We start from the raw sequence: 13,135 nt of genomic DNA on the forward strand, positions 1-13,135 counted from the left end.
AGATTTATCCGAAAAGGCGAACCGAACGAGACCGAGACGCGCCAGGAGACGGCCGAGTGACTCGAGCGATCGAGCGTCCAGTGACGGTCACGGTCGCCGTTCGTCGGGATCCCACTCGAGGCAGTAGAGCCGATCGCCGCCGCCGACGAACAGCCGGTTCTCGGCGAGTGCGGGCGTCGCCGTGATCGGCCCCTCGAGACTGAAGTGCCAGCAGAGGTCGCAGTCGTCGGAGAGATCGACGCCGTACAGCGAGCCGGTGGAGTCGCCGACGCAGCAGATGTCGCCGGCGACGACGGGACTCGAGGCGACCTCGCCGTCGAGTGCAACCCCCTTCTTCGCGAACAGCCAGCCGCGGAGTTTGCGCCGGCCGAACGTCGTATCGGTGACGTGGAGGTAGCCGTCCGACGCGCCGACGAACGTCGTATCGAGTTCGGGGAGGACCGTCGGCGTGGAGGTAAACGAATCCTGAATCTGGTAGGTGAACCACGACTGGCCGCTGTCGGCGTGCAACGCGACGAGCGTGCCGCTCCCGTCGGCGACGTACACCCGCTCGTCGACGACCGTCGGTCCGTCGACGATCACGCCGTCGGTCGGGGCATCCCAGAGCTCCTCGCCCGTTTCGGCCTCGAGCGCGAGCACCGTCTCGTCGTCAGTCCCGACGTAGACGCGATCCTGGTCGTGAGGTTGTGCGTCGTCGTCCGCCATTTGCGCGTCCTCGAGCGACAACAGATCGAGCTCTCCCTCGTCCGGCCCCTGTCCCCAGCCCTGCTTGCTGGTCCGGTCCCGTGCGCTGTCGACCGCCGGCGCACCGACGACCGCCGCGTCGGTCTCGTGGCTCCAGATAATTTCGCCAGTGTCGGCCTCGAGCGCCGAGACGCCCGCGCCGTGTCCGGCGTACAGGACGCCGTCGGCGAGGGCGAGCGAGGACTCGATCGCACCCGACAGCTCCGTCACCCAGACCTGCTCGCCAGTCGCGGGGTCGAGCGCGTGGACGACGTCGCCGGCGCCGAGATACAGCAACTCGTGGGTGACGACCGGTGCCGCGTCGGTCGCACCGGTCGTCTCGAACCGCCAACGTTCGCGGCCGTGCTCGCGCTCGAGGGCGTAGCAGTTCCCCTCGCTCGTCCCCACGAAGACGGTGTCGCGGTCGAGTACCGGCGATCCGACGGGTCCGGCGAGGTCGGCCGTCCAGCCCTCCGTCACGCGAGTCGGTCCCTCGAGGTCGCGTCGAACCCCCGCGCGTCGCGGGTCTCCCTTGAACTGGTTCCAGTGGCTCACTGGCTGGGCCTACCCAGCGGTCCGACATAATGGATGCGACACCGATCGACGAGCGTCCGGTCAACTGTCGGACGTCGCGGTGAGCGAGCCGCGGCTGAGCGGTCGTGAAAGGGCGGCAGGAAAAGGTGGCAACAACTGGTGTATGGCGCAGTTGGTGATGATGTGGCGGTAGGTTCCTGCCGTACTTCGACGTACGAACGGGACCATAATATCGGTGGTGCCAACAGTATTTGGTACCGGGGTGCTGCCGGCTTGCTCAGAATGCGAGCATCGCATCGGACTCACTCCCAGGGATGAGTCCCGCCCTCACTGGGCCACAGCGGGTACCAGTACTCCTTCTCGCGTTCGATCTCGAGTTCGCCGTCCAGGCTCGCCTCGAGTTTGAACTCCGCACTCGAGTCGCGTTCCCGGCCGGAACGGGGCGCGAAGGGGTAGAACGCACCGCGGCGGAAGGAGTAGATCCAGTAGGCCGTTCCGCCGAGGTTTTCGTAGGCGAAAACGGCCGCAAGCAGCCGCGATCCGTAGCCGTGTTCGATGAACGTGTCCGCGGCGAAGTGCATGCTCGTGATCAGGTCCTCCGGGTTCGAGTCCTCGAGGACGACCCAGTGGTAGCCGTGGTCGTCGCTCGTGACCGCGAACTCGGTGCCGGTGTCCTCGCGGCCGGCCTCTAAGATCGCTTCGACCTCGTCGACGGCGTCGCGAAAGCTACTCGAGTCGACGCCGGAGAAACAGAGCGCGCCGACGTCGAGCGAGTCGTAGCCGAGGTCGGCTTCCATCGTGAGGTAGGCGGTGCTCATCCCGAAGAGGTCGTCGGGGTCGGCGTCGCGTCTGGCGTCCGTCTCGGCGCGCAGGCCGAGCACGGCGCGGAGTCCGTCCAGCAGTCCCATATCTCGTGTGAGGGTGGCGTTCCCTTAGAAGGATTGCATCTCGCGCTCGAGTGCGGAGTCAATCGACCGACTGGATGCTATCTCGATGTGACGACGACCGTTGCGATCGTGCTCACGACGACACCACTACTGAACGCGAGTGCGAACCCAATTACGAGCGGTGCCACGGTGCCGTCCGCGACGAAAATAAGCAGCAGCAGGGCAAAGACCGCGAGGCCGGCGATCACCCAGTACCCCCGTTCGAGTGCACGATTGAGGGAGTCGATATCATCCGCAACGCCTGCGATGAGGCCCAAACCAGCACTGAGAACGAGTACCAGCGCGGATATCGACTCGGGATCAGTGCCCGTCTCGAGTGCGGCCGCGAGACCGACTCCGCCGAGTATGATTCCCGCGAGCAATTTTATAGCGTTCGGAGAGACGTATTGACTGCTGGCCAATATAATCTTACTACCCTCTTATTGTCATAAAAATCTTTGGTCTATCGCGTCTCTAATCGTGGGCTGGATGGCCAACGTAACCCGAAATCGTCGTCAATTCGCCGTATTCCTTGTGATATCCGGGAGCAACTCTTGCTGAATACATAGCTTGATCATGGATCACAAGCGATTGGTCCCATTCCGATGCACCGAAGGTTAACTCATACGTGTCAGTCACGATCGCAGCGAGACCACCAACAGCCGTGATTGCTGCAACTAAGACAGCAGCGGCGCCACCAGTAATACTTGATGACCCGACGAGAGAAATGAGCGCTGCTGAAACCGAAGCCCAGCTAAGATTGCCGACTTCGTCGGTGAACTCGGCAGTAACAGCAGCCCACAGATGATTGTAATTATCGTGGACATCACATTCTTCTTTCGTCATCGAATAGACATCTGACCGCTCGACAATATCATCACTAGCAGCCGTAGGGGAAACTGCAGCATCCACTGTACTTGTCCTGTCAGTGCTGGTCATCACCTCATACTGCTGGGCATCAACTTCCTCCATTGAAACTGATCCAGTCTCTTTGTCAGTGACGGTGACAAAGCGTTTCCGTTCAGGTTGGCCTTCCTTGTCATCGCTTCGTTTCTTACTGATGTCGATTCCAGTGATTGTTTGGCTGTCGTTGTCAGAAACCACCGTTCTATCGTGGATAGTTATCTCATTCTCTTCGTCATTCTGGGTACCAGTGTTTGCCGTCGTCACACTGGGAATAGTTGATAGTCCTATCGCAACACCGCTACCTTTCAGTATCCTCCGTCTACTTTTATCCCCCATAAAGTTAGCTATTTTACACTATTAGTATCAAATGTATTGATGTTACAAGTTTTCTAATAAATTCCATCAGTAAGTGATATAGCTAATGGAATTCGGGAAAGTTTCTACAAACTCCCCATATCTGTTTCACTATTATCAATAATTCACCTCATCTGTCGAAAGTCAATATGGCACCCTCACAGAGGGTGGGTAAAGAAGTAGAGCGAGTATCTCACCGTAGAGCAGCTTGAAGGGACACCCCTGAGGACGAGCAAAAATAGAGAGCGTTCAGCTATCGGTAAACTGGTGTGACTGGTTGTTTTTATGTGATTTTGAGGGCCCTTGCAGAAGATACCAGTTCTCCTTTTCGCTCTCGACGTCGAGCTCGCTGTCTAACGTTGACTCGAGTAGCGAGAGGCGACCCTTAGAAGGATTGCATCTCGCGCTCGAGATCCCGCAGTTGTTCGATCCGTCGCTCCGTCGGGGGGTGCGTACTGAACAGTCGACCGACGATGCCGGACTTGATAGGGATGATGAAGAACGCGTTCATCTCGGCCTCCTCGCGCATGTCGTTTTTGGGGACGTTGTCCATCTCGCCGGAGATCTTCATGAGCGCGGAGGCCAGCGCGGAGGGGTTGCCCGTGATCGCGGCCGCGCCGCGGTCGGCCGAGTACTCGCGGTACCGCGAGAGCGCGCGGATGAGCAGGTAGCTGATGATCCAGACGATCAGGGAGACGAGGATGGCGACCATGATGCCGCCGCCGCCCTTGCCACCGCGACTCCCACCGCCGCCGAAGAACGCTCCCCAGCGGACGATCATGAACGCGATCGTCGCGAGCAGCGAGGCGAACGTCATCACCATCATGTCCCTGTTCTTGACGTGAGCGAGTTCGTGGGCGATGACGCCGTCGAGTTCGTCCTGATCGAGCGTTCGCATGAGTCCCGTCGTCACCGCGACGGCGGCGTTCTTCTGGTTGCGTCCCGTCGCGAAGGCGTTGGGCACGTTCGAGTCCATCACCGCGACCTTCGGTTTCGGGAGGTCGGCCTGCTGGGAGAGGCGTTCGACGGAGCCGTGGAGTTGTGGGTACTCCTCGGCCGAAACCGTCTTCGCGCCCATGCTGCGGAGGGTGAGTGTGTCGCTGTAGTAGTACTGAACCAGCGACATCCCGCCGAACAGCATCGCGAAGACGAGCAGGTTCGCACCGCCCGTAATGTATGCGGTCATCACGCCCGCGAAGACGATGTACAGCGCGAAGAGCAGAAACATCGTCAGGAACATCCGAAACCGTAGCCCCCAGTCCGCCTGCCAGTTCATACTGACACTGAAGGGGTCCGATACAATAAGTGCCGTGACGGTTCCCTCGATTGAGGGAGCGGGTCCCGACGTCGAGAGACCGGATCTCCCGGAGAAATGATGTTTTTCGTGACCGTTGGGCGAACCCCCTCGTTTCGCATGGAGACCCCGTGACGTGGTCACGTCTGACGGGACCGGAGAGTCGATCGTCTGACGAGCGTCTGACGCGTTCGTCGGCAGAGACGAAACGGGGCTTGGTCCGGTCCGTCCGGGTAGTGACCAGGGTTCTCGAGGGTGTCGAACCGGGAACGACACCCAGGTAGCGGTACTCGCCGCTCGACGAGGGAAGGGCGGGTCGCGCAGCCGGCAACCCCCTCGTTTCGTGTAGAGCTCTCAACCTGTGAGAATCGGTGAACCAGCGGTTTCGGTTTCCGGCGTCGGACCGTTCGCCTCGCGAACTATAGTCGGTTATCAGTTTCACAACGATTGTACGCAGCGGGAGTGCGGTCGTAACGATGCTATCGAAACGATAGGCAAGAGACCTCGCGTCCGAGCTCTCGCCGTCATGGTCGAACACGATAGACGAGACGTCCTGAAGTACACCGGTCTCACGGCGATGGGCGGCCTGCTCTCGACCGGCGTCGCAGCCGCCGACGGGGCCCGAACGGCACCGCTCGAGGAATCCCCCGGCTGGTCGTCACTGGGCGGAAACTCGGGGAACAATCCGGTCGTTCCCGCATCGTCCGAACCGGAGCCGCCGGTGACTGTCGCTTGGGAGTACAACCACGGTGGTCCCGTGGCGGTGGTCGACGACACCGTCTATCTGACGGTCGACGGTGAAGTTCACGCGCTCGACGCCGCGGACGGAACGCTCGAGTGGAAGACGGAGAACATCGGTGCGACCGGAACGCCCGCGGTAACGGCCGATCTCGTGTACGTCGGCGGCGAACGGCTGACACAGCTCGAGCGCGACGACGGCGAGATCTGCTGTCAGTCCGATCTCGGGTACGATGAGGCGATTCCGTCGCCTGCCATCGCGAACGACCGGGTGTTCGTCGTCGCCGACGGCGTGCTGTACGCCGTGGACGCACACGACAACGAGGAACGGTGGCAGTTCGAACCGGACGGCGACCCGCTGTACGAGCAGCCCGTCGCCGTCGGCGGCGGTGTCGTCTTCGCCGTCAGCGAATCGCGAGCGTTCGCGCTCGAACTCGAGGACGGTACCGTTCGCTGGACCGACGACGAGCCGGTCGGCGACGACGAGCACAGTCGATTCATGGAGCCGAATCCGCGCCAGACGAGTTCCCCCGTCGCGACCGACGACGTCGTGGCGATCGGCAGCGCGGACACGGACGAGTATTCGATGTGGCCGCTCGGGTATACGACGCTGTACGACGTCGAAACCGGCGAGAAACGCGCGAGCTGCGAGCGCGCGCCGTTCGATCCGGGTCCGATCACCGACGACAGGTTCTACGGTCTCGATTCGCACAACGGGACGGGCTACGACCGGGAAACCGGCGAGGAACTCTGGAACACAGAGGTGAACACGTACCGCGTGCCCTCGATGGCCGTCGGTGACGGGATCGTGTACGCGGGTCTGACGATCGACGGCATAGGATACGATCCCGACGACGTTCCCGAGGAAATAGACGGCGTGTACGCCCTCGACGCCGAAACCGGCGAGATCGAGTGGTCCGTCGGAACGAACGAGATCCCGACGGTCGCGATCACTGACGGGACAGTCTACGCCAGTTCCGAGACGCTGGTCGCCATCCGATCCGAGGGCGACGACCGCTCCGAGGAGTCCGACGACGAGGACGCACCCGCCGATGGGGAGAACCACGGCGGGAACGGCGACGACGACACGAGCGAGTCGACCACCGGCGACGCGGACGAATCGGACGTCGGCGACGAGGGCGACGGCAACGAATCCAGAACCGGTAGCGCGGAGGAAACCGACGGCGAAGAGGCCGTGCCCGGATTCACCGCGGGTGCGGGCGTCGCGGGCGGTGCAGCGGCGCTCGAGTGGCTCCGTCGCCGGAGCGGGAGCGCAGACGACGCGGCGGAGTAACCCGGGCTATCGGTGCCGCCGCCGTCTTTTTCGGCCGCGTCACTCGACTCCCATTCCTCGTCCCGCATCGCTCGAGCGAGCGCAACGCACAGAGCGCGTCGTTTAACTCTCTCAGCCACCAATCGGCGATAATGAGTGATTCTCGCGCGTTCTGTCCCCGGTGTGGGGACCCCGTTCCCGAGCGATCGGCCGAGGAGACCGACGCCGCGGATCCGCTGCGGCCGGGTGCGGAGGTAGAGCTCTGCGACGCCTGTTACTTCGACGATTTCGACTTCGTGGACGTGCCGGATCGGATCGACGTTCGCGTCTGTGCCACCTGCGGGGCCGTCTACCGCGGAAATCGATGGGTCGACGTGGGCGCACAGGATTACACCGACGTCGCCATCGAGGAGGTCAGCGAGGCCCTCTCCGTTCACGTCGATGTCGACGACGTCGCCTGGCAGGTCGAACCCGAGCAGATCGATCCGAACACGATCCGGATGCACTGTTACTTCACGGGCGTCGTGCGCGGAACCCCGGTCGAAGAGCAGGTGACAGTCCCGGTCAGAATCGCGCGCCAGACGTGTACTCGCTGCGGGCGCATCGCCGGCGACTACTACGCCAGCATCGTCCAGATTCGGGCCGAGGACCGAACGCCGACGAGCGAGGAGATCGAGCGAGCGAAGGTGATCGCGAACCAGATCGTCGCCGACATGGAGGAGACGGGGGACCGCAACGCCTTCGTCACGGAGACGACCGAGACCGACGACGGCCTGAACATCAAGGTCTCGACCAACAAGATCGGGAAGAAGATCTCGAACAAGATGGTCGAGGAGTTCGGCGGCACCGTCAACGACGCCGAAACGCTCGTCACGGAGGACTCCGACGGCAACGAGGTCTACCGAGTTACGTTCGCCGTTCGATTGCCGCCGTACAGACCCGGCGAGGTCATCGAACTCGACGACGACGATGGGGGGCCAGTGATCGTCCGCAGCGCCCGCGGCAACCTCAAGGGCATCCGCGCGACGACCGGCGAGCGCTACGAAGCGAGCTACGAGGAGGGGAACTCCCCCGACGCGCGCAGGCTCGGCGACCTCGAGGACGCCGTCGAGACCACGGTCGTCACCATCGAGGACGAGAACGCCGTGCAGGTGCTCGATCCCGAAACGTATCGGGCGAAAACCGTCGCCCGGCCGAACTACTTCGAACCCGACGCGGAGACCGTCCCCGTGTTGAAGAGTCGCGCCGGACTGCACATCCTTCCCGGTCCGGACGGCGACTCGGAGATCGAACGCACCGGGCCGTACGACCCCTACGGGAGCGATGCCTGAGGACGACCCGACACCCGAAGAGGGTCCGGCGACCGTCGACGACGTCCTCGAGCGGGCGCAAGCCGACGCACCCCTCGCCGCCATCGTCGAAAAACCGCGCGCCGAAACCGCCATCGAGTCGCTTCGAGCCGAAGGCGTCTACGACGACTCGAGGCGCGTGCGCGAAGAGCGAGGGCGAAGCGGAGCGACGCCCTCGGATCGAACGGGGAGTGAAACGACCCGTGAGCGCGGGGACGGATCCGACACGATCGCACTCCCCATTACCGAGCCGCCGGCGGAAACTAGCGTCCTCGAGGTCGTCCGCCAGCTCGAGCCCGAACCCCGCAATCGGGACCTCGAGGACCTGCTCGCCGACCGCGGCTGGAGCGATTCGGAACTCGAGTCGGTGCCAGGCTCGTGGGCCGTGATCGGCTCGGTGATCCTCGTGACCGTTCCGGCGGGCTGTCCAGACGAGCAGGCCCTCGGCGAGGCGCTGCTCGAACTCCACGGCGAGGGTGACAGCGTGCTGGCCGACGAGGGGATCGCGAACGACGGCGAGGCGGGCACCCACCGCGAGCCGCGAACGCGCCTGCTGGCGGGCGCACGCGACACCGAGACGATCCACACCGAGCACGGGACCAGATACGGACTCGACCCCGCAACGGTGATGTTCTCGCCCGGAAATCAAGCTGAGCGCGCCCGAATGGGAGACGTCGTTGCAGACGGCGAGCGCGTCTTCGACATGTTCGCCGGCATCGGCTACTTCACCCTCCCGATGGCCCGCGCCGGGGCGCGGGTGACGGCGGCCGAAATCAACCCGACCGCGTTTCGCTACCTGCTCGAGAACGCCGTGCTGAACGACGTCGGCGACCGGGTCGACGCCTACATGACCGACTGCCGGGACCTCGCGACCGAGATCGACGCCGATCGGGTCGTGATGGGGTACTACGGGAGCGCCGACGCGGCTGTCGCGGGCGCCGATGGCGACGAGCACAGGACGCGAACCGACGAGGCACACGAGTTCCTCCCGACGGCCCTCGAGGCGCTCGTTCCCGGCGGCGTCGTCCACTATCACGAGGCGACGCCGACATCGCGGCTGTGGGACCGTCCGATAGAGCGACTCGAGACGGCGGTCGCCGACGCCGGACGAACGCTCGACGTACTCGACCGACGGCGCGTGAAGAGCCACAGTGCGGGGGTCGAACACGTCGTCCTCGACGTTCGAGTCGAATAGCGGCAGTCGACGTTTAGCTCGGTTCTGAACGGGATTTTGAGGGGATGTGATCTGCCTCGAGAGCGATCGCCGCGATCGACCAGCCGTACTCGAGGCCGGTTCGGTCACAAGTATCTCCGCCGATCCCCTAATCTAAATTCTATTATAATACTGTAATTAATCTTGTGCAACCATTCTGCAACAGACAACAGTAGTTTTTACTTATTAATTTTAGCTTCGGATTAAGATCGTGGTCTGCCACAGAGAACGGCAGAATCACCGACCAATACATGAGCAGACAACGATCGAAATCGACGCTTCAACGGAGCATAGTTGTTGTATTTGCGCTGTTAATGGTTACCTCACTCCCGGCAATGGCGGGAGCCGGGACGCTCGACGGGGCATCGGCAGCCGACGACCAACTCGACGATGTCGAACTCACAGGCGACCGAATCGATGAGGCGCTGCACGAGGCAGATGGAACCACGGAGATGGTGGTTCGGTTCGAGAGCGCCGACGTCGCCGCCTCGGCGAGTACGGCGGACGCCGTCGGCGAGTTGCAACAACACGCACAGACAACGCAGACCGACACAGTCCGGTGGGCCGAAGAGACGGACGGTGTCGATTACGTCAACCGGTTCTGGATCGCGAACGCGGTCCTTCTCGAGGTCGATACCACGCAGGTGTCGCCCGAGGAGGTGCTTCGGTACACCGGTGCCGAGTCGATCCACGCGAACTTCGACGTCGAAACGACGGGTGAGCGTGGCGATAGCGACGCCGGTACGGACGCCGAGTCGACGGATGAACCGTCGGCGGAGCCGACGAACGAAAGCGTCACGTACGGGCTCGACATGATCAACGCGACCGAGGTCTGGGACCAACACGGGACCCAGGGCGAGGGTGCGGGTGTCGCAGTCCTCGATACGGGCGTCGACACCGACCATCCCGACCTCGAGATCGACGACGGAAACTGGAACGAGTTCGACGGGAACGGCGAGCCGGTCGACAGCGAACCCAACGACGGAGACGGCCACGGAACGCACGTGAGCGGAACCGTCGTCGGACCGGACGATCCCGACGGTGACGTTCCCGCCTACGGTGTCGCTCCCGGGGCCGAACTCTACCACGGAAAGGTTCTCGACGACGACGGCAGCGGAACGTTCGCTCAGGTCCTCGCCGGGATGGAGTGGGCCGTCGCCGACACCGACGCCGACGTCGTCACGATGAGTCTCAGCGTGGGCGGCACCGACGACGCGATGATCGAGCCCTCCGAAAACGCTCGAGATGCCGGCGTCGTGCTGATCGCCTCGATCGGAAACAGCGGCCAGGGAGTCAGCGGAGCGCCCGGTAACGTCTATCCTAACGTCGCGAGCGGTGCCGTCGACGAAGACGCACAGGTCGCGTCGTTCTCCAGCGGCGAGATCATCGAGACGGACAGCGCGTATCCGGACGCACCGGACTACTGGCCCGACGAGTACGTCGTACCGGACGCAGCGGCACCCGGTGTCGACGTGCTGAGCGCGGTTCCCGGCGGTGGCTACGACGGAACCTACTCCGGAACCTCGATGTCCGCGCCACACAAAGCCGGTGCCTTCGCGCTGATGGTCGCCGCCTCCGGCGGTGACGCCGATCGCGAACTGCTGTACGATGCGATGGAAGAAACCGCCTGGCAACCGGATCACGCTCCCAACGAGAGTCCGAACACCGAGTACGGACACGGGATCATCGACGTCGCTGCCGCGACCGACCTGGTCGCACTCGACAGCGGCGTCAACGGCACCGTCACCGACGACGACGGCGTTCCGATCGAGGGCGCAACCGTCGATCTCGACGACGCCGGGAGCACCACGACCGACGCGGACGGCCAGTACAGCCTGATCGCCGCCGAAGGCGAGTACACCGTGACCGCCGACGCATTCGGCTACGAGAGCACGAGTACCGACGTGACGGTCGAAGCGGAAGAAGTCACCGTCCAGGAGTTCGAACTCGCCGACGCGCTCGACGTCGAACTGATCAACGGACAGCCCGACGGCGTCGAAGGTGGTGACGTAGTCGACGTGACCCTCGATGTCGCGAACGCCGAGACGGTAACCGTCGATCTCGACGGCGAGTACGAAACCGACGACGCGACCCTGTCCGTCGAGGGCGAGGAAGTCGAGTTCGGCGAGGCGGTCGATCTCGACGGTCCCGTCACCGACGAACTGACGATCACCGTCGAAACGACCGCGGACACCGACGGCGAGTTCTCGCTCGAGCACACCGTCACGGGACTCGACGACGAGGCAGTCGTCGCCACCGGTCCGACGACGGTGTTCGAGGAGTACGTTCCCGTCGCCGTCGTCGACGACAGCAACACGCACGGTACCACCGTCGCAGCGACCCTCGAGGAGTCGCTGCCGCCGATGTACGCTCCGACCGTCGTCGACGCCGAGGAGGCGACGGACGGCTACGGCGTGATCGTCGTCCAGCAGATAGACGAGTCGAACGCCGAGGCGTTCATCGACGCCACCGACGACGCGGCTACCGGCGTCGTCTACCTCGACCAGTGGGGCGAGGAAAGTAACGCGATTCCGGTTCACTCCGAGCTCACGGGTGAGCCGAGCGCCACGTTCCAGGACGACTTCGTCACGCCGCCGGTCGGCTACGAACTGACGGCGACGCACGACATCTTCGACGGTGTCGGCGACGATGGCGACAGCGTCGACCTCCACACTGCGGCGTTCGGCGACCACACCTGGTTCGACGACACCGGGTTCGACGTGTTGGCGGAGACCGCCATAACCGGAACTGACACGACGGTCGGCGACGGGTTCGCCGTTGACGAACAGCGTGCCACAGTTCTGGCATCGAACCTGGGATACACCACGTTCGTCGGTGACGGCGACTACACCGACGACGCCGATACGATTCTGGCGAACGCCGTCGAATACCTCCAGACGGATCTCGGAACCGGCTTCCAGGTCGACATCACGGACACCAACGAGCCGGTGATCGAAGGCGACGAGTTGACCGTCGACGCCACCGTGAGCAACGTCGACGCCGAGAACGAGACGCAAACCGTGACGCTCTCCGACTTCGAAGGCAACGAGGTCGACAGTACGACGGTCGAACTCGAGGAGAGTGAAACGACGGCGATCACGCTGACGTGGGAGACCAACGTCAGTGACGCCGGAACGGCTCCCGTTACGGTTGCAAGCGACGACGACGCCGCCTCCAGCAACGTGACGATCATCGAACAGCCGGACGGCCTGCTGACGTTCGGTGAGGGTGATCACATCGGAACGATCGGCGAGACGACGACCGTCGATATCAATACGTCCGCCGATGCCGTCGCCGGATACGAGACGCAGGTGCAGTTCGATCCGGACGTCGTACAGGTCACCGACATCGAGGGTGTCGACTTCGCAGACCCCGTGACGAACGTCGACAACGACAACGGGACGTTCTCGATCGCACAGGCACAAGCCAGCGACGAATCGGCCCCGACGCTCGCCGAAGTCGAGTTCGAATTCGTCAACGAGAGCGACGGCGACTCCGCACTGGTGTTCGACGAGGCGAACACCTACCTCAACGACGAACACGGTGAGCTCGACATCCTGCCGGTCGACGGCACGATTTCGACGGCCTGGCCTGGCGACGTTAACGCCGACGGGGCAGTCAACGCCTACGACGTGACGCTCACCCAGCAGTATCTCGCCGGTGACGAACCGACCGATACGTTCCACGAGTCGATCGCCGACATGAACGGAAACGGACAGGTCGACGCCGGTGACGTCACGCTCATCCTCGAAGCAATCGTCGCTTCCCACGGCGCAGACGCACTCGAGGCGTAGCCAGCGAGGCACTCTCCCATCGCCACGAGGC

The 13,135-nt window shown here is 63.3% G+C and carries 9 protein-coding genes; 4 read left to right on the forward strand and 5 right to left on the reverse strand.

Annotation, left to right across the window (positions count from 1 at the left end):
• Window positions 1–87 precede the first annotated feature (87 nt).
• The 5 genes from ACSFDB_RS17220 to htpX form a co-directional block, all read right to left on the reverse strand.
• Complete coding sequence (locus ACSFDB_RS17220; protein WP_440772143.1) at window positions 88–1,278, reverse strand: outer membrane protein assembly factor BamB family protein; 1,191 nt, start codon at window positions 1,276–1,278, stop codon at window positions 88–90.
• Between the two features lie 281 nt (window positions 1,279–1,559).
• Window positions 1,560–2,165, reverse strand: coding sequence for a PspA-associated protein PspAB (pspAB, locus tag ACSFDB_RS17225; protein WP_440772144.1), 606 nt, complete (start codon window positions 2,163–2,165; stop codon window positions 1,560–1,562).
• 77 nt (window positions 2,166–2,242) lie between these two features.
• Window positions 2,243–2,605 carry a hypothetical protein gene (locus ACSFDB_RS17230; RefSeq protein WP_440772145.1) on the reverse strand — a complete coding sequence of 121 codons (363 nt, stop codon included), beginning with the start codon at window positions 2,603–2,605 and terminating at the stop codon, window positions 2,243–2,245.
• A gap of 52 nt (window positions 2,606–2,657) precedes the next feature.
• On the reverse strand, window positions 2,658–3,353 hold the full coding sequence (locus tag ACSFDB_RS17235) for a hypothetical protein (RefSeq protein ID WP_440772146.1): 696 nt from the start codon (window positions 3,351–3,353) through the stop codon (window positions 2,658–2,660).
• Between the two features lie 475 nt (window positions 3,354–3,828).
• Entirely contained in the window at window positions 3,829–4,719 is an 891-nt protein-coding gene (gene htpX / locus ACSFDB_RS17240) for a zinc metalloprotease HtpX (protein ID WP_440772147.1), read from the reverse strand.
• Between the two features lie 544 nt (window positions 4,720–5,263).
• On the opposite strand from htpX, the gene ACSFDB_RS17245 reads away from it, so the two are divergent.
• The 4 genes from ACSFDB_RS17245 to ACSFDB_RS17260 all read left to right on the forward strand — a co-directional run bounded on the left by ACSFDB_RS17245 (window position 5,264) and on the right by ACSFDB_RS17260 (window position 13,104).
• Entirely contained in the window at window positions 5,264–6,769 is a 1,506-nt protein-coding gene (locus ACSFDB_RS17245) for an outer membrane protein assembly factor BamB family protein (RefSeq protein WP_440772148.1), read from the forward strand.
• Between the two features lie 131 nt (window positions 6,770–6,900).
• Window positions 6,901–8,079, forward strand: a complete 1,179-nt coding sequence (locus ACSFDB_RS17250; RefSeq protein ID WP_440772149.1) for a 60S ribosomal export protein NMD3 — start codon at window positions 6,901–6,903, stop codon at window positions 8,077–8,079.
• On the forward strand, window positions 8,072–9,292 hold the full coding sequence (locus ACSFDB_RS17255; RefSeq protein ID WP_440772150.1) for a class I SAM-dependent methyltransferase: 1,221 nt from the start codon (window positions 8,072–8,074) through the stop codon (window positions 9,290–9,292). Before ACSFDB_RS17250 ends, ACSFDB_RS17255 begins: the two co-directional genes overlap by 8 nt.
• Before the next feature lie 332 nt (window positions 9,293–9,624).
• Window positions 9,625–13,104 (forward strand): S8 family serine peptidase, encoded by a 3,480-nt coding sequence (locus ACSFDB_RS17260; protein ID WP_440772151.1) that lies wholly within the window; start codon window positions 9,625–9,627, stop codon window positions 13,102–13,104.
• The last annotated feature ends 31 nt before the right edge of the window (window positions 13,105–13,135 follow it).

Origin of the sequence: Natronorubrum amylolyticum (genome assembly GCF_052040145.1) — an archaeon.
GTDB lineage: Archaea > Halobacteriota > Halobacteria > Halobacteriales > Natrialbaceae > Natronorubrum.

Bases quoted from the DNA above. Each gene is read 5' to 3' on its own strand.
- pspAB (WP_440772144.1), bottom strand. From the start codon at position 2,165: ATGGGACTGCTGGACGGACTCCGCGCCGTGCTCGGCCTGCGCGCCGAG.
- htpX (WP_440772147.1), bottom strand. From the start codon at position 4,719: ATGAACTGGCAGGCGGACTGGGGGCTACGGTTTCGGATGTTCCTGACG.
- ACSFDB_RS17245 (WP_440772148.1), top strand. From the start codon at position 5,264: ATGGTCGAACACGATAGACGAGACGTCCTGAAGTACACCGGTCTCACG.
- ACSFDB_RS17250 (WP_440772149.1), top strand. From the start codon at position 6,901: ATGAGTGATTCTCGCGCGTTCTGTCCCCGGTGTGGGGACCCCGTTCCC.
- ACSFDB_RS17255 (WP_440772150.1), top strand. From the start codon at position 8,072: ATGCCTGAGGACGACCCGACACCCGAAGAGGGTCCGGCGACCGTCGAC.
- ACSFDB_RS17260 (WP_440772151.1), top strand. From the start codon at position 9,625: ATGGTTACCTCACTCCCGGCAATGGCGGGAGCCGGGACGCTCGACGGG.